The following is an 18900-nucleotide window of genomic DNA, read 5'->3' as shown; positions in this document are numbered from 1 at the left end:
ATACTTTCTTAACTATCATAGCAGTTAGAAATTAAAATGCAAGAAAAATCGAACAAAGGTTCGCATTTTTTTATTTTCTTAATTTAATCCATAACATGCGTAATGCTTCCAGAACACTCTTTTCACGAATAGCCGTTCTTGAATCAGTAGATGCAAATTGTAGCTTTTGTGCCACGGTCATTCCTAAACCAGCAAGTCCAATCCAAACCGTTCCAACTGGATTACCTTCTAAACTATCTGGTCCCGCAACTCCAGTAAACGAAATGCCAATATCTGCATTCATTATTACCTTTGCGTTTTCAGCCATTGATGTAGCTACTTGTTCACTAACTACACCATTTTGTTTAATTATTAAACTTGGAATATTTAACATTTGTGTTTTGACCTGATTAGAATAAGTTACAAAGCCACCGCTAAAAACATTTGAAGCTCCTGGAACTGAAGCAATCGTACTTTGAAACATTCCAGCAGTTAGACTTTCAGCAGCTGTAATAGCCTTATTTTTTGCTTTTAATAACTTAACAACCACCATTGCTAACGTTTCATCTATGTTATCTGAATAATAAAAATCAGGATATCGCTTAGCAATCTTTAACTTAACCGCATCAATTTCAATTTGAGCATCATCAGAATCATTATCTAGAATCGTTAAACGTAACCAAATTTCATGTTTTTTTGCATATGATGCAATCGATACTCGCCCTGAATTACCTACTAAATCAGATAATTCTGACATTAACTGAGATTCTGAAATCCCATAGAACTTCATTACCTTAGAAATCAATCGATATTTTAAATGATAGTTTTTGATTACGCTTAGTATCAATTCGTTCATCATTGGCTCCATCTCAGTTGGTGGACCCGGTAATAATATAATATCTGCACCATTATCATTACGATAAAAATCACCTAGTGCTAATCCATGATAATTTGGCAATATTTCACTACCGTTTAAATATTGAGCTTGTTTTATATTTGATTCTACAAAGTTTCGTCCTCGTTCATCAAATCGACGTTTAATTCTTTCAAGTTGTACTTTATCCAGCATCAATTTCGTATTTAAAAATTCAGCAACTGCCTGTTTAGTCATATCATCTTGAGTCGGTCCTAAACCACCACTCACAATTATTAAATCATTACGTTGATTAGCAATTGCCATAGCTTCCTTAATATGTTCAAGATTATCACCAATTGTCGTTTGATATCTTGACTCAATTCCTATATCAGCTAACTTAGCAGCTATATACTTAGCATTTGTATTAACAATTCTTCCAAGTAGCAGCTCTGTTCCAACCGAAATTATTTCAGCTTGCATGTTATCCTCCTCACACTTAATAACTACGAATATTTCTATTTCTTTAGTTAAAAAAAGCTGAGAAATAAATTCCCCAGCATAATTAGCTTATTTTAAACCATCTGAAAAGACTGAACGTCCCTTAACAAAGTAATCGATTCCTGAATATACAGTAAAAAACAAACAAATATATAACATGATTTCGCCAAATGGAACATTAATCAATGCAAATCCCATATTATTCAAAAGTAAAAACAAGATTGCAATAAACTGGCTAACTGTTTTTATTTTACCCGGCATTTTAGCTGCCAAAACTTCACCATTAGATTCGACAATTAATAATCGAAGGCCTGTAACTGCTAATTCACGCCAAATGATAACCACGGTTACCCATGCAGGAACAACATCCATTGATGTCAACATGATAAAAGCCGTCATTACCAATAATTTATCAGCTAATGGATCAGTAAACTTACCGAAGTTCGTCACTAAATGATATTTTCTAGCAATAATTCCATCTAAATTATCAGTAATCACTGCAGCTAAAAATAAAATTGCTGCAACAAATTGAGATACTGGAACTACTGATCCCGCAAATGAAATTGTACCCCAATCTAATGGTAATACTAGTAATAGTAAGAAAAAAGGAATCGCAATTAAACGTAATACAGTTAATTTATTTGGTAAATTCAAACCAAAATCCTCCATAGTAAAAATTATTTTTAATTTGATGAACTAGATGATGTTCCATTTAACTTAATGGTTACAGTTCTTACATTAGGATACTTACCTGAATCAGTAATATCTAATGTTTTTCCGTTCAATTTAACTTTAGTCCCATCACCATTACCAACTGAAAGTACAATAGATGTTGCCGAGCTATCAACTTTAACGTTTTTTGAGTCACCACTTTCTAATGTTCCACTATATAAAGTTGAACCATTAGATGTCACTTGTAACCATGATTGCTCAGTGGCACCAAGATTAAGGGTATATCCCTTAGATGATTTACCTGTCACGTTAAAAGTTGCTGCACTTGTTGTTAATGACGTTGACGAAACTTTCAACGAGCTTGTGCTTGATTTTTCTTTATCACTAGATGCTTTTTTAGCTGAAGAGCTATATTTTTTAGTTGAATCACTTGAAACTGAAACAGAACTACTGTCCGCATTTGTACTTTTTTCGCTTGAACGACTATGAATTGCAGTAAGCCAAATAGCACCTAAAATAGCCACTACAATTACAACCACAATTACAGTTGGAATGTATTGTCTTAAATTATCTAATCCACTGGCAGTTTTAGTTTTACTTGAACGTGTTGGTTGATTTTCTGTAATTTTTTCTTCATATTCGGCTGTATGAACATCTGGAAGTTGCTCATTAAACTCCTGGAGTAAGTTTTCTCCATCTAGTCCAACCTTTTCCGCATACTGTTTGATAAATGCACGTACATAAAAATCTCCCGGCAATTCATCAAATTTTTCGTCTTCAATGGCAATTAAATATCTTTTTTGAATCTTGGTAGTTTGTTGTAAATCATCAAGCGTTAGCCCTTTAGCTACACGGGCATCACGTAGTTTACGACCAATCTGGCCGAGTTCTTTGTTATCCATTTATCTTGATTTCTCCAATACTATATTATTCACCATTACGAACGAAATTATATCACATTTAATGGTATAAATGAGTGAAAAAAAAGTGATTTTTTTCTTAGTTATTCCTTGGAATAATATGAAATACAGATATACCAGCTGGTTGAATAAATTCTGGTATCACAGCTAATACATCTTCAAACGTAATTGATTCTAGTACTTCAACTTCATCAAGTAAATTAGTATTACCATATAATTTGCCTGCATACCGATTAGCAATTGCCTCCGGTGAATCCATCATCCCGATTAAACGACCTAAAATAGCTCGCTTTTCACTTTCAAATTGACTACGTCCTTTCAACATCTGAGCATTAGCATTTTCTAAGACCTTTACAATCTCATCTGAAAATTGTTCAGTGTTGTCAGTATCTGCATTGAAATAAGCAAAATGGAACCCACGTTGCATTTCAAAGTTATAACTAAATGAATCATCAATTATTCCGTTATCATATAATTCTAGATATTTATCTGAAGTATCATCAAAAAGTGTATCTAATAACAATTCCACTGTAAATCGATATTTTAACGCATCTTGGCCTGGCTTAATTTCTTTTAATCCACGAATTCCAACCATTACCTTGGGACGTGAAACGTCCATTTCTAATGTTCTAAAAGGAATTACGTCAGATCCATCAAGTGTGTTCAATTCAAACTCAGTTTCAATATCAGCTGGTTCATCAAATTGCTTATGTGCCTGATTATCAGCAATCCATTGCACCGTTTCTGCTGGATCTATATTTCCAACAATGAATAAATTCATATTATTGGGTTGATAAAATGTGTGGTAGGTCTGATATAAATCTTCAGCTTTAATTTGTGAAATCGATTCTTTAGTTCCTGCAATATCAATATGCATTGGATCATTTGGATATAAATTACCCAAAATACCAAAATATAATCGCCAATTAGGATCATCATCATACATACTAATTTCTTGACCGATAATACCTTTTTCTTTTTCTACTGTTTTTTCTGAAAAATATGGATCTTGAACAAAATCTAATAATACATCTATATTTTCATGAATATGGTCACTACCAGAAAATAGATAACTGGTTTGTGTAAAACTAGTAAAAGCATTGGAATCAGCACCAAGCTTACCAAATAAATCAAATGCATCATGATCTTCTTTTTCAAACATTTTATGTTCCAAAAAATGAGCTATACCATCCGGGACAGTACGCATCTCTGTTTTTCCTTTTGGTACGAATGTCCGATCAATCGAACCAAAATTAACAGTTAAAATTGCATACGTTTTATGAAAATCCTTTTTGGGGAGCATTTGTACTAATAGTCCATTATCAAGTTTTTGATGATAAATTGTTTCATTAAATCGTGAATATTGATGTTTTTCCATATTATTTAACCTCTCCATTCAAGAAGTAAACCGCTTGTAGCTTCAATAGTTTGGCTGTCTTAACAACATCATCAATGGTAACGTTATTAATTTCATTAACAATTGTCTCTACAGACTTATCATTATCAAATATATCGTTCATTAGTGACCGTTCAGCACCATTACTTGATGAGTCTAATCCCGATAATAATTGATGGGTCAGGCCATCTTTAACTTCTTGCAATAGTTCTTCTGAAAAATCTCCAGCTACAATTGCCTCTACTTGCTGTTTAATCAATTTAATTGCTTTATCTTTATTCTGAGATTCAATTCCAGTTTGAATGGTTAAAACGCCATTAAAGGCATTAAAATTACTATTAGCATAATATGCTAAGCTTTCTTTTTCACGGACATTAACAAATAATTTTGATAACGGTGTGCCACCTAAAATACCATTCATAACAACGGCTGAATAGTGGTTTGATTCTTGGAAATATACTGGCAATTGATAAGCTAGGTTTAACTTGGCCTGTTTTAATTCTTGCTGTTCTTCTTTTTCAAAGACTTCATGTAGCTCTTGTCGATAAAACGCACTCACGTTTTTAACTATTCGCGGACTAAAGTTTAACTCGCGAAAAGCTGCCGCTGCATTTTCTTCATCGACATCACCTAGTAGCACAATATTTATTTTATCTTGGTTGATCATTGCCTGATATTGATCAACTAAATTGGTTGCTGTCAGCACACTTAAATCATCTATTTGGCCAAAACTAGGTATTTGCATTGGTGAATCTTGATCAAAATATATCTTTCTTAATTCACTAGATGCATAGTATTGCTTATCATCGGCTAAAGAAGCAATTGAGCTTGCCAGATTAGTTTTTTGCGTCATAAATGTTGGTTCATCAAATGAACCATTATCAATTAACGGATTAAGTATCATTTCTCCAACCAATTTAATTACTTCATGCAAAAGTCCAGGTTGTGAATATTGATCATTTAAAAAACTAGCTCGAAACTTAACATTATGCAAATTACCAATTCTAGAAGCACTTGTACCTAAATACATTCCAAATAAATCTGCTTCATGTCGGGCTAATAATGTTTGTGTATGATACTTTTTAGTACTAGTTTCCAGAATATCGGCCATTAAACTTCTAGCAGTAATATTATTTTTTGTTTGTGGTGTCGAAAAATTAACAATAATTTGATTGGTTTTAAATTGTGTTGTTTTAATAATGTTTAAATCAACACCGTTAGTTAAATTGAAATGCAAACTTTTGCCTCCATCATTCTGATGACCTTATTTTAATTACACATGTTCAACAATACTACGTTAATATCTTCTAAAATACAAATATACCACTAAACAAATTAAGACTAACTGAAGTTTACTAAAGAGCAATTGTAACTAGGTACTCGGTTTGATATTATAAGGTTTAATGCAAAAACGAGGAGAGTGTAATCGTGAAAGTTATTAAATTTGGCGGAAGTTCGTTGGCAGACAGCGACCAAATTAAAAAAGTTATTAACATTGTAAAATCTGATTCAAAACGTAAATGTATTGTAGTCTCTGCCCCAGGTAAACGAAATCCTGCAGATACTAAAGTTACTGATTTATTAATTCGTTATGCAAATCAAGCAATCGAGCACAATGACTTCACTAATACCCAAAATGCAATTATTGACCGCTATCAAGAAATTGCCAATGGCTTTGGAATTACGACAGAAGGTTTTTCACCAATTAAACAAGCGATTAAAGAACTCCCAGAAAAAAAATATCCTAATGATGAATATTTAATGGCTGCTTTTAAAGCGCATGGTGAAAAATTAAATGCCCAATTAATCGCTAAAGTTTTATCTATTTTAGGAATAAAAGCGCGTTATTTAGACCCTGCGGATGTTGGGATGATTGTTTCTAACGTTCCCGATGATGCCCAAATTGCCCCTGAAAGTTATTGTCGCATTGCCAAATGGAAGCTAACCGAAGAAATTTTGGTTGTTCCCGGATTCTTTGCCTATAACTCTGATGGTGATATTTGTACCTTCTCTCGTGGCGGTTCCGATATTACTGGATCGGTTATGGCTCGTGGATTAGACGCTGAGCTATATGAAAATTTCACAGATGTCGATGCGATTTTTTCAGCTAACCCTAATGTCGTTAAAAATCCACACGCGATTGCTCACATGACTTTCCGTGAAATGCGGGAACTATCTTATGCTGGCTTTTCTGTTTTTCACGATGAAGCGCTTATTCCAGCTATTCAAGGTAATATTTCGGTAAACGTTAGAAATACTAATAATCCTGATGCCCCTGGTACAATTATTTCATCTAAAATCGAACCCAATAAAGATTATCCGGTTCGTGGAATTTCTGCATCCAAAAATTTTTGTGGATTATATATTAGTAAATATCTTCTAAACAAAGAAGTTGGCTTTACACGTAAAGTCCTAAACATTCTATTTAAAAATGGCGTTGGTTATGAGCACATGCCATCTGGGATTGATGATATCACCATTATCATGGATGAAAATAATTTAACTCCCGAAATTGAGCATGCCATTATGACTGAACTACAAGACGCAATTCATCCTGATGAAATGCATATCATTCATAACTACGCGATAGTTATGGTCGTTGGCGAAGGCATGCGTAATACCGTTGGGGTAATGGCTCGAGCAACCAAGTCTTTAGCCAATGCTGGTATTCGGCTTCAAATGATTAACCAAGGAGCATCTGAACTATCAATTATGTTTGGCGTTTCGCAAGATGATGCTGATAAAGCAGTCCAGGCATTGCATACAGAATTTTTTAAAAAAGGTTAATAATTAAAATTAAAAAGACTGCTACTAGGAATATATTTCCCCAGATAACAGTCTTTTTTTGTATCATTAACCATCATAGTACCGGTGCCAACAACCGGCATAAATCTTGTTTAATCTTTTTAAATCTTGTCTGAGCTTCAAAATGCTCTTCAGTTACAAACTGTGAATTTTCTTGATCATGTAAAAAAATCATTTCAGTGGCTTTGGCAAATTCACAATCATATAAAAAAGCATTAGCTTCAAAATTTAATTTAAATGATCGAATATCCATATTAGCTGAACCAATTGATACAATTTTGCCATCAATTACGACCATTTTAGAATGCATAAATCCTTTTTGATATTTATAAACTTTTACACCGGATTTAATGAGTTCTTTTGCAAAATATTCCGTTGCTCGATAAACAAATGGATGATCTGGTGCATTAGGAATAATAATTCGAACATCCACTCCGGCAATGGCTGCAATCGACAGCGCCTCAAAAACACTATTATCCGGAACAAAATAAGGTGACTCAATATAGATTGATTCTCGTGCAATCGAAATCATTTTCACGTAACCTTGCTTGATTTTCTCACGATCATCATCGGGTCCACTAGAAACGATTTGCATACTGGTTTGACCAATTGATTTCGTTTCTGGAAAATATTTCAGATCAAATGAAACTTTATTTTTAGACGTTGCATTCCAATCTAGAAAGAAACGACTTTGCATTGATAAAACAGCATCTCCCAATACTCTTAAATGTGTATCCCGCCAAAAGCCAAATTTTGATTTGCGATTTAAATACTGATCTCCTACATTAAAACCACCAATATATCCAATTTCACCATCAATAATTACCAGTTTACGATGACCTCTAAAATTCAAGCGCAACGTCGATGGAAAAAACCTAGACGCTAAAAATGGGCTAACCTCGCCACCTAACTCAACTAAATGCTTAAATAATTTCTTTTTTGAGCCATGCGATCCAAATGTATCGTAGATTACTCTTACCTGAACACCATGTCGTTGTTTCTTTTCCAGTAATTGAACAAACTCATTACCAATCCGATCATCGTACCAAGTAAAGAATTCAATATTAATATGATGCTTAGCCCGCCGAACATCTTCAAAAATACTTTCAAACAATTTATTGCCTTCAGCATAAATTCTAACTGCATTTTTTTTAGTCAACACGGCATTATCAGTTTCTAAAAATAACCGAACTAATTCCCTTGCTGAGCTAGTAATCTGATTAGCTGGTAATAACTCTTTTTCATCAATTTGTAGTTTTTGATTAGCTACAATTTGGTCTAATCCTAATGGTTCCTGCGCTTGTAAATTAAATACTTTTCGAGACGATAATTTGCGTCCAACAATTAAATATAACAAAAAGCCAACTACCGGTAGTAAAAGCAATACCAGTAGCCAGGCCCATGTTGTTGAGATATCACGTTTTGAACGAAAGATGATGATTAGCGCCACAATAGCATTCAAAAAAATAATACTATCTACTAATATCCAAAAATCAGTCATCTAGTGATCCTCCCATTATTTACGATAATCTGTATATTTATTCTAACATAAGACTAGTTAATTATGGTTACCTAGCCAACTGCTATTCTCACCAAACCACTTTTCATTAATCTTTTCCAGTTGTCCATTTTTTTGTAGCTTGCTTAAAGCACGATCAATTTTAATCTTTAAGGTTTTATCCCCTAATCGCATTCCGACTGCAAAGTCTTCAGATTTAATTTGACTACTTTCATAAATCTTATAAGCAGAACTATCTTTCTGATGCTGAATATAATATTCTGCATAAACCTTATCCATCATAATCCCCTGAATTCGATCAGCATTTAAATCAATAAAAGCCTCTGAAAAATTATCATATAACACTGGGCTTTGATCTTTAATTAAATCTTTTAAAATACTTGGATTTTCATTCAAAACAGTGTTCCCTGTTGAACCATTTTGGACTCCAAGTACTTTCCCCGTCATATCAGCAAAGCTATTAATATTGTCTTTGGTTTTAGTTACTAAAACTTGTTTATTTTGATGATAAGAACGACTAAATAATACTTTCCCTTCACGATCAGGAGTCAATGTATAACCGTTCCAAATGAGATCAATCGTTCCATTGCGAAGTTCAGTTTCTTTCATTGACCAATCAATTGGCTGAAAATCAACTTTAATCCCATATTGTTTAAAGACTGCCCTGGCTAGATCAATATCATAACCAACTAATTTACCATTTTTTTGACGAAATCCCATTGGTACAAAACTATCATCAAGTCCAATAATTACGGTCCCTCGTTTTTGAATTTGCGACCACGTATCAGCGGTATTAGCTTTTTTTGTTACGTTCTCGCAACCACTCAAAAATATGGTTGGCACTAGCAGAACTACCAAGAGAAACCAAATTTTAAATTGCTTCATCTATTTTCCTCCAGTGTTTTACTTTTGATTTGAATTATCTAAATAATTAACTTCTAAAATATCATCAGCAATCATTTTTGCAAATTCCATATCATGAGTTACAACCAATTGTGTCATTCCATCTTGTTTTAACTTCAAAATTAATTTTTCAACTTCTCGACGTAAGTTTGGATCTAGCGCTGATGTTGGCTCGTCATAACATAAAATCTTAGGATGCATCGCCAAAGCACGAGCTAAAGCAACCCGTTGCTTTTGACCCCCAGATAATTGGTGCGGATACAATTCCCCTTTATCATCTAATCCCAGATTATTCAATAATGTTTTTGCTTCATCCTGAGCTTCACTCTTAGTATTTTTTAATACCATCGTAGGTGCCAACATTATATTTTCAAAAACTGTTAAATGTGGAAATAAATTAAAATCTTGAAATACAACGCCAATCACACTTTCTGACGTATCACTAGCTGCTGGATCAAAAGCAACCCCATCGATTAGGAACTCGCCTGAATCAGCAGTTTCAAGACCGGCGATGCAACGAAGTAAAGTTGTTTTACCAGCTCCAGAAGGACCAACTATACTTAAAATTTCGCGATCTTTAACTGTAACATTCACATCATCTAAAATAACTCGTGAACCAAAACTCTTTTTTAAATTTTTAACTTCTAACATAGTGATACCTCCTGTTATTTATATGAATAACGTTTTTCAACTTTACGTAAGATATATGTGAGTACAGCGATCATTACTAAATAAATGACTGCAACTAATAATAACGGTACTAATGAGACATCACGTGAAGTCGCAATGTTTCCGGCTCGTAATAAATCTCCCAAACCAATTACATAAACTAATGATGAATCCTTAACCAAATTAATAACTTCGTTTCCTACAGATGGTAGAACAATTCTAAATACTTGCGGAATTACAACTTTTCTAATCGTTTGAAAATAACTTAAACGCAGAACTTTAGCACCCTCATATTGACCTTTATCAATGGACTGTAATCCACCACGAAAGATTTCGGCAAAATAAGCTCCATAATTAAGAATAAAAGCAAAAATGGCTGCATCATATCGTTCAAACACAACGCCAATTAATGGTAGCCCATAAAAGACAAAAATCAATTGTAATAATAACGGTGTTCCTCGCATCAACCATACATAAATATCTAAAATCCATTTAATTGGTTTAATTTTTGAATTTAATCCCAAACTAACAAGTAAGCCTAGCGGTAATGAACCAATTAATGTCCAAAAGAATAATTGCAATGTTAATCCAGCACCTTGAAATAATGATGGTAAAATTTCTGATATATAATTTAATGACATATGCCATCCTCCTAATTTTTTAATGAACAAAAAAATCCTCTTGAATTAGCTTTATAAACTAATTCAAGAGGACGTTTTAACCGTGGTTCCACCTCTATTTGTATATACCTTACGATACATACCTCTGTAAGTTTAATTATTAAAATTAAAAACGCCCTCATAGCCTATTTAGACTACGAGGGCGTTTCCGCGGTTCCACCTCAGCATTACTAATTTTTCACAAAATTAGTCTCGTTAAGTTTAATAATTAAACTTATGCTGTAACGGGCTACCCGGATTTTCTTACTATGTTCAGAAAATCAACTCACAGATGTGTTTCGACTAATTATCCGATCCCATTTCCATCGTCAGGGACTTTCTAGGCAAAATAACTAATCTACTTTTCCGCTCAATGTCTTTTATTATTGTTTATTATATTAATATGCAATGGCATTTATGTCAATCATTAAATCAGTTTCTTATGAACGTAATCTGGCATATTTATCATAAATAGCTGAAATAGGCAGGTATAATATCACAAAATAAACTAAATTTAACGCTAACGTTGGTGCCAATGTATGCAATACAAAATCTGAAAAGCTAACACTGATAACTCCGACAATTGAATAAGCAACATAATTTAGTAATTCCAGTAATGCAATATCAATAAAAAAGATCATAATTGAATTTAAAAAATTAGCTGCAAAGTTCTTAGTTAGCATTCTTGTGACCCAAATGATAATAGGAAATAAAAACACAAATAATCCTAGAATTCCGGCGTAATAAGAATCAAATATGATACCAATCACTACCGCAAAAAATGTAAATGGAATCACTCGTTCATTACGTCCTTCTTGAATAACTCCTAACACCATCCATAAAACGACCAAGTGACTCACAGTAGAATACGGATAGCTAAATAAAAAGTCACTGAAAACACTACTAACTGAACCATCTAAAAAGAAACATAATAGTAATCCAATTGGAAAAATAAATCTCATCCTAGATAATCGATACATATCTATCCTCCACTAATCAATCTCAGCTACTGAGACAACACTGATATCATTATAATCAGCGGCTGGAGTTATATAAATTTTCTTTGCTAGTCCGTAATCATCCTTACCAACTTTAGCAACTTTTCCAACATATAATCCTTTAGGTGTAACTCCACCCATTCCACTAGTGACTACTTTATCATTTTTCTTAATATCAGCATCAGATGTAACTTGTCCCATAATTAGTTGACCTGTTGACTTTTTATAACCAGTAACAATCCCATTAACTACATCACCACTACTTGTTTTAATTTGGATAGCAAATCGATTTGATGAGTCATTTGAGTCACTTAATAATTCAACTTTACTGTTAGTCTTATTAACCTCTGAAATCCGGCCAATTAAACCAGACTGTGACAATACAGGCATATTCTTACGAATACCATCAGTTTGTCCTTTACTAATTATAATTTGGCTTTGCCATGAAGATGGGGTTCTTGAAATAACTGCTGCCGTAACCGTAGAGTAATCAGTCAATGACTTTTGCAATTTCAATTCCTTTTTTAATTGTGCATTTTCATCTGCAAGTGTTTGATCTCTAACTTTAACTTGAGCTAAACCACTAACTTGCTTTTTCAAAATTTTATTTTCAGAATATGAATTCATTAATTCTGATACTGAATCTAGACCTGATTTAATACCATTAATTGGATAAGATACAACATTATTCGTGAACCCAACAATATCATTACCAAACTGTTGAACTAACGTCGGTGTCGATTTCTTATTTCTCAAAGCTACCGAACCAGCCATCAATCCAAAGCAAAGTATTAGCAAAACGCAGATCAGTACTAATCTCCGGTTTGAAAAGAATTTTTGCATTATTATCCTCCACTTTTAAATAAAAACGACGGCATTGGACAAAACATTAGTTTTGTACCAACCCCGCCCAAATGTTTCGTCAAGCTAACTTACTTAACGAATATTTATTTTTTTAGCACATCGATACTTTTCAATGATTCACCAGTACCAATTGCAACACAGTCTAATGGCTCGTTAGCAATAAATACCGGAACCTTAGTTTCATTAGCAATTACTTCTGGCAAGCCTTTTAGTAAGGCACCACCACCAGTTAAAACAATTCCATGATCAATAACATCTGAAGAAATTTCTGGTGAAGTTTCTTCAAGTGTTTCTTTAATCGCAACGATGATTTCAGCAACGACATCTTGAAGTGCATTAGCTACATCAACTGCAGATACTTCAATTGTTTTTGGTAAGCCGGTTACTAAATCACGGCCACGAACATCAGTTACACCAAGTTCATTGGCAGCTTCTGATGAAGCAGAACCAACATCCCATTTTAATTGTTCAGCAGTTCGTTCCCCGATTAGCATATTTTTATGTTGGCGAATATATGACACAATTGCATCATTCATTTTATCTCCAGCCATTCTAATTGAACGACTAGAAACAATTCCCCCAAGTGAAATAGTAGCTACATCAGTAGTTCCCCCACCAATATCAACAACCATGCTACCAGTTGGGTCCATAACAGGTAATCCTGCACCGACTGCTGCTGCAAATGGTTCTTCAATTACGTATGCATCTCTAGCACCAGCAACTCGTGTGGCATCAATCACAGCACGTTTTTCAACTTCAGTTACACCACTGGGCACACAAACCATAACAAATGGCTTGCCACCATTTTTACCAAGTACTTTTTCAATGTAATATTTCAACATGGCAACAGTTGTATCATAATCAGCAATGACCCCATCTTTTAATGGACGAATTGCAACGATACTTCCTGGTGTTCTACCAATCATCTCACGAGCTTCTTGTCCAACTGCAACAACGTCGTCAGTTTTGATATTTTTTGCTACGACTGAAGGTTCGCGTAGCACAATTCCTTTGCCTTCAACATAGACAATGGTATTCGCTGTACCTAAATCTATTCCAATGTTTTTCGTTCCAATTCCTAGCACGCTATTTCTTCCCTTCGTCATTAACCATTTAGTTTTAAATTATCTAAAACATTATACCATAGTTGATCATAGATACACTCGCATTCTATAAGATCAAAAGTTAAGATTTATAAAAGAAGTCTGCTAAGCATTGGCAATACAAGGATTGTCTTAATTTGATTCAAACAAATCTGCTTCACGTAAACTAAGATAATTTCCGTCACCAATAATGAAACTATCTAATAACTCGATTCCCATTAACTCACCACATTGATCTAACCGTTTGCTAAATAAAATGTCATTTTGAGACGGAGTAACACTACCACTGGGATGATTATGAGCTACTAAAATACTTTCTGCATGGTGCTCCAATGCCACAGCAAAAATTTCACGTGGATGAACTGGACACGTACTTAAAGTTCCTTTAAAAACCATTTGTTGAAAGATAATTTGATGTTTAACATCTAAACAAAATAATATTAAGCATTCTTGAACATCATTTCGTAATTGCTCAATTAATTCCACCCCGATTTGTTGGCTACAATAAATCTTGCCGATTAAAGGTCGTGGTTTGTGAGCAATACGCTGCCCTAACTCAATCCCCACCAACAACTCATAATATTGATGATCAAAATCAAGTAAATCTCTTTTAACGTCATTTTTAGCCATTTTAAAATCAGCCAAGGTTGGAAATGTTTGCCAAAAAAACATGGTTAATTCATCGACTCGCTGTTGACCAATATTCGAAAAATACTCAATTAATAATTCTTTATCAGTCAATTCACTCATTGTCATTTCAAAATCACCTCATGTACTACGTACGATGAAAATCGTTATTTTCATCGAAAATAACTTCTGACTTCTGAAATGAAATATAGTGATCCAGTAAAAATCAGCACGTCATCAACCGACATTTTTTGCGTGACTTGTATTAGACCTTCTTGCCAAGATTTAGTTCTTAACACCTTGTCATTATTAATCTGAATTTGATCAATTTTAGCGGCCGGTCGATTAATATGCGGCCCAGTAAAGGAAGTCAAAACAATGGTCACGTTACTTAATTTTGCTAACATATCAATCATTGTATTAACTTGTTTGTCTGCCAAAATTGCAACAATTAGATAAACTTGTTGCGTTGAAAAATCAGCATTAATCGTCTCAATTAAAGCTTCAATTGCTGGAACATTATGTGCACCATCAATAAAAATAGCTGGTTGTTGATTAACTAATTCCATTCGACCTGGCCACTGAGTTACTTTCATCGCTTTTTTGATAGCTACTTTGTTAGGTGATATTTGCTCAAGCTGACAAAAGATTAGGTAGGCTTCTATGGCTACTGCTGCATTTTGAATTTGAAATTCACCGACCATTGATAATTCAATATCAATCCGTATATCATGATTGTTAAATTTAAATTGTGGATAAATTGACGTCTTTTTAAAATCAATTGCTTGGTAATCACGTCTCCATAAATGGACGATTGTATGATTTACAGCTGCTACTCTTGCAATCTCATTTTGAGCTTCACTAGATACTTCGCCTAAAATCACTGGCACTTCTGGTTTAATAATCCCAGCTTTTTGATTAGCAATTTCGGTAATCGTATTACCTAAAATTTTCATATGATCTAATCCAACTGTCGTAATAATTGATAGCATTGGCGTGATAATATTAGTTGAATCATACGTTCCACCAATGCCAACCTCAACAATCACTACGTCTGGAGAAGTATGTGAAAAGTACATAAACATTAACGCTGTGACAATCTCAAATTCAGTTGGTCCACCATCAACATCAGTTTCATCCATCTCGCTAATAATTGGCTCAATTTGTTTAACTAATTCTAATAATTCATTATCATCGATCGGTAACTTGTTGAAACTAATTCGTTCATTAAATCTTGTAATAAATGGTGAGGTAAAGGTTCCCACCGTTAATCCTTGTTCCATCATTAATGAAGCTAAGAACGCAACCGTTGATCCCTTACCATTCGTTCCAGTAACATGAATCATTTTCAATTTATCTTGTGGGTTTTCTAGTTTCGCCATCAAGCGCCGCATACGGTCAAGGGTTGGAATCTTTTTAAACTGTTGTCGTCCATGAATAAATGATAATGCTGCTTCATAATTATTAATCATATTTATCTTTCTAAAAATAGCCATGAACAAATTAAATTTGTATCATAGCTATTTATTTTCTGTGATGTCAAAATCTAAACATCACGTTATTAATTATGCATTTTCAATACTAGTCAAACGATCTTTAGCCGCTTGTAATTTTTGTTCCCATTCTTCTTGTTTAACTTTTTCTTCCGCCACAACTTCAGCAGGAGCGTTAGCAACAAATCGTTCATTACCAAGCTTCTTTTCTGAACGTTTAACTTCTTGGCTTAGGCTTTCAATTTCTTTAGCTAGTTTAGCTTTTTCTTCATCCATATCAACTAATTCAGCCATTGGAATATAAACTTCAGCCCCCGTGATAATTCCACTAAGCGCTAATTTAGGTGCCGCAACACCGGTTCCAATTTCTAAATTATCAGGATGACAGAAACGTGCGATATATTCTTCATTGTCCTTAAACACTTGACCTAATTCTTCTGTGTCAACCTTAATTAATAAATCAACTGAACTAGACATTGGTGCTCCAGCTTCATTTCGAATATTTCGAACCGCTTTAATCAAATCAATCAAATGATTCATTTGTTCACTAGCTTCTTGATTATCAAATTCATCGTTCACAACTGGATATGGTGCATTAACTAATGAATCACCAGTATGTGGCATGCTTAACCAAATATTTTCAGTAACAAATGGCATAATTGGATGCATTAACTTCAAGGTTTGATCAAGCACATAAGCTAAAATATTACGAGTATTGGCTTGTTGCTGTGCATCCCCGCCATTTAGCTTTTCTTTTGACATTTCAATATACCAATCACAAAAGTCGTTCCAAATGAAGTTATATAAAATTCGACCAGCTTCACCGAATTCAAATTTATCAAAGAGACGGGTAGTTTCTGCAATCGTAGTATTTAATTGATTCAAAATAAACTTATCCGCTAAGTCCCATTCTGATTGATCTGGTAATTTAGGCTCTTCCATCTCACCTAGATTCATAATGACATAACGGCTAGCGTTCCAAATCTTATTGATAAAGTTCCAGGCCGCATCCATCTTAGTATAACTAAAGCGAACGTCTTGCCCTGGTGTTGAACCAGTTGATAAGAACCAGCGTAATGCGTCAGCACCATATTTTTCAATGACATCCATTGGATCAATCCCGTTACCTAATGACTTACTCATTTTACGACCTTGTTCATCACGAATTAAGCCATGAATTAAGACATTTTTAAACGGTCTGCGACCAGTAAATTCTTTACTTTGGAACATCATCCGAGCAACCCAGAAGAAGATAATATCATAACCAGTAACCAACGTATCTGTTGGGAAGTAACGCTTAAAGTCTTCACTATCTGTATCTGGCCAACCCATCGTTGAAAATGGCCATAAAGCACTTGAGAACCAAGTATCTAGGACATCCGTTTCTTGTTCCCAATTTTCCTTATCTTCAGGCGCTTCCATGCCAACGTAGACTTCACCCGTTTGTTTATGATACCAAGCTGGAATTTGATGTCCCCACCATAATTGACGTGAGATTACCCAATCATGAATATTTTCCATCCAACTTGAAAAGGTATTTTCAAATCGTGCAGGCACAAAATCAACACGGTCTTCACCTTTTTGGCCAGCAAGTGATTCTTTAGCTAATGGTTCCATTTTAACGAACCATTGAGTTGAAAGTCTGGCTTCGACCTGAACCCCTGTCCGTTCTGAATGACCAACTGAATGAACAATTGGTTCAATTTTTAACATAAAGCCAGCGTCTTCAAGATCTTTAACAATTGCTTTTCGAGCTTCAAATCGATCCATACCATCATATTTACCAGCATTGGCATTCATGGTTGCATCTTCATTCATGGTATTAATGCGTTCAAGATTATGACGATTTCCAACCTTAAAATCATTAGGATCATGAGCTGGAGTGATTTTAACCATTCCAGTTCCAAAATCAGGTGTCACATATTCATCCGCAATAATTTCAGCTTCACGATTAACCAATGGCACAACCACTTTTTTACCAACTAGATCTTTATAGCGTTCGTCACTTGGGTGAACCGCAATTGCCACATCCCCAAACATAGTTTCAGGACGCGTTGTTGCAATTTCAATATAGTCTTGACCGTTAAATGTCGTTCCATCTGTAAATGGATATTTAACATGGTAAAACGCACCTTCATCATCTTGATGAATAACTTCAATATCAGATAACGCTGTCCGTGCTTGTGGATCCCAATTAATAATATATTCGCCACGATAAATTAAATCTTTTTTATAAAGATCAACGAAAACTTTCCGAACTGCCTTATTAAGTCCTTCGTCTAAGGTAAAGCGTTCACGATCATAATCTAATGATAACCCAAGTTTAGCCCATTGTTGATGAATAATATCAGCATATTCATCTTTCCAATCCCAAACTTGTTCGACAAATTTTTCGCGACCTAAATCATATCGTGAAATACCTTGTTCCCGTAATCGAGCTTCAACTTTAGCTTGCGTAGCAATCCCAGCATGATCCATTCCTGGTATCCACACAGTATCAAATCCTTGCATCCGTTTTTGACGAATAATCATATCTTGTAATGTCGTATCCCAAGCATGACCTAAATGCAATTTACCAGTAACATTTGGAGGTGGAATTACGATTGAATATTTATGTGCTTTTTTATCTTCATTAGGTTTAAATAGGCCTTGACTAGTCCATTGTTCATATCGACCAGCTTCAACCGATTTTGGATCATATTTAGTCGACATTTCAGTTTCTTTTGTCATTAGTTGGAGCTCCTCTCATTATTTACAACTACAAAAAAAGAAACCCATCCTTGGAATAGGACGAATTTCTCGCGGTACCACCTAAATTGGGGAAAAATCCCCCTCTTTATCATGTTAACGGAATGCTCCGGACACACTTACTCGAGTTCAGTGCGTCAGCTCACAAGTTACTTTCAGTTTCTGGCGTGGAAGACATTTCAGTCTGCTGT

The 18900-nt window shown here is 34.4% G+C and carries 16 protein-coding genes and 2 other annotated features (1 of these 18 running past the window's edge); of the genes, 1 reads left to right on the top strand and 15 read right to left on the bottom strand.

The genetic code is table 11. The features are described 5' to 3' along the window. Positions 1–70: 70 nt before the first annotated feature. From FC70_RS02070 to yfmF, 5 genes are all read right to left on the bottom strand, one after another. The gene (locus FC70_RS02070) at positions 71–1315 is read right to left on the bottom strand and encodes a competence/damage-inducible protein A (RefSeq protein ID WP_057889380.1); all 1245 of its coding nucleotides are present in this window, start codon (positions 1313–1315) and stop codon (positions 71–73) included. Positions 1316–1402: 87 nt separating this feature from the next. Next, a complete protein-coding gene (pgsA, locus tag FC70_RS02065; protein WP_057889379.1) occupies positions 1403–1987 on the bottom strand; it encodes a CDP-diacylglycerol--glycerol-3-phosphate 3-phosphatidyltransferase in 585 nt (194 codons plus the stop codon). 29 nt (positions 1988–2016) lie between these two features. After that, positions 2017–2907, bottom strand: a complete 891-nt coding sequence (locus FC70_RS02060) for a helix-turn-helix domain-containing protein (protein ID WP_057889378.1) — start codon at positions 2905–2907, stop codon at positions 2017–2019. 97 nt (positions 2908–3004) lie between these two features. Beyond that, on the bottom strand, positions 3005–4303 hold the full coding sequence (gene yfmH / locus FC70_RS02055; RefSeq protein WP_057889377.1) for an EF-P 5-aminopentanol modification-associated protein YfmH: 1299 nt from the start codon (positions 4301–4303) through the stop codon (positions 3005–3007). 1 nt (position 4304) lies between these two features. Then, the gene (gene yfmF / locus FC70_RS02050) at positions 4305–5558 is read right to left on the bottom strand and encodes an EF-P 5-aminopentanol modification-associated protein YfmF (RefSeq protein ID WP_057889376.1); all 1254 of its coding nucleotides are present in this window, start codon (positions 5556–5558) and stop codon (positions 4305–4307) included. A 191-nt stretch (positions 5559–5749) separates the two neighbouring features. Between yfmF and FC70_RS02045 the strand changes: the two genes are divergently transcribed. Next, positions 5750–7108: an aspartate kinase gene (locus FC70_RS02045; protein WP_057889375.1), complete on the top strand. Its 1359-nt coding sequence runs from the start codon at positions 5750–5752 to the stop codon at positions 7106–7108. Positions 7109–7181: 73 nt separating this feature from the next. On the opposite strand, the gene cls is transcribed toward FC70_RS02045, so the two are convergent. From cls to FC70_RS01995, 10 genes are all read right to left on the bottom strand, one after another. Then, the gene (cls, locus tag FC70_RS02040; RefSeq protein ID WP_057889374.1) at positions 7182–8627 is read right to left on the bottom strand and encodes a cardiolipin synthase; all 1446 of its coding nucleotides are present in this window, start codon (positions 8625–8627) and stop codon (positions 7182–7184) included. Positions 8628–8684: 57 nt separating this feature from the next. Next, positions 8685–9530, bottom strand: a complete 846-nt coding sequence (locus FC70_RS02035) for an amino acid ABC transporter substrate-binding protein (protein WP_057889373.1) — start codon at positions 9528–9530, stop codon at positions 8685–8687. 18 nt (positions 9531–9548) lie between these two features. Further along, positions 9549–10199 carry an amino acid ABC transporter ATP-binding protein gene (locus tag FC70_RS02030; protein ID WP_057889372.1) on the bottom strand — a complete coding sequence of 217 codons (651 nt, stop codon included), beginning with the start codon at positions 10197–10199 and terminating at the stop codon, positions 9549–9551. 14 nt (positions 10200–10213) lie between these two features. After that, positions 10214–10858 (bottom strand): amino acid ABC transporter permease, encoded by a 645-nt coding sequence (locus FC70_RS02025; protein WP_057889371.1) that lies wholly within the window; start codon positions 10856–10858, stop codon positions 10214–10216. Between the two features lie 174 nt (positions 10859–11032). Beyond that, positions 11033–11259, bottom strand: a binding site (T-box leader). Positions 11260–11316: 57 nt separating this feature from the next. Beyond that, entirely contained in the window at positions 11317–11856 is a 540-nt protein-coding gene (gene mreD, locus FC70_RS02020) for a rod shape-determining protein MreD (protein WP_057889370.1), read from the bottom strand. Positions 11857–11868: 12 nt separating this feature from the next. Next, positions 11869–12717 (bottom strand): rod shape-determining protein MreC, encoded by an 849-nt coding sequence (gene mreC / locus FC70_RS02015; RefSeq protein ID WP_057889369.1) that lies wholly within the window; start codon positions 12715–12717, stop codon positions 11869–11871. 104 nt (positions 12718–12821) lie between these two features. After that, positions 12822–13823: a rod shape-determining protein gene (locus FC70_RS02010; RefSeq protein WP_057889368.1), complete on the bottom strand. Its 1002-nt coding sequence runs from the start codon at positions 13821–13823 to the stop codon at positions 12822–12824. A 150-nt stretch (positions 13824–13973) separates the two neighbouring features. After that, complete coding sequence (locus FC70_RS02005) at positions 13974–14597, bottom strand: JAB domain-containing protein (protein WP_057889367.1); 624 nt, start codon at positions 14595–14597, stop codon at positions 13974–13976. 44 nt (positions 14598–14641) lie between these two features. Continuing rightward, positions 14642–15940, bottom strand: a complete 1299-nt coding sequence (locus FC70_RS02000) for a bifunctional folylpolyglutamate synthase/dihydrofolate synthase (protein ID WP_057889366.1) — start codon at positions 15938–15940, stop codon at positions 14642–14644. A gap of 93 nt (positions 15941–16033) precedes the next feature. Beyond that, positions 16034–18691 carry a valine--tRNA ligase gene (locus FC70_RS01995; protein ID WP_057889365.1) on the bottom strand — a complete coding sequence of 886 codons (2658 nt, stop codon included), beginning with the start codon at positions 18689–18691 and terminating at the stop codon, positions 16034–16036. 53 nt (positions 18692–18744) lie between these two features. Next, positions 18745–18900 (bottom strand) — a binding site (T-box leader); it runs 51 nt beyond the window's last position.

The sequence above is a fragment of the Paucilactobacillus oligofermentans DSM 15707 = LMG 22743 genome (genome assembly GCF_001434315.1).
Taxonomy (GTDB): domain Bacteria; phylum Bacillota; class Bacilli; order Lactobacillales; family Lactobacillaceae; genus Paucilactobacillus; species Paucilactobacillus oligofermentans.
Note: the sequence above shows the minus strand (reverse complement) of the source record. Positions and strands in the feature narration are given on the sequence as shown.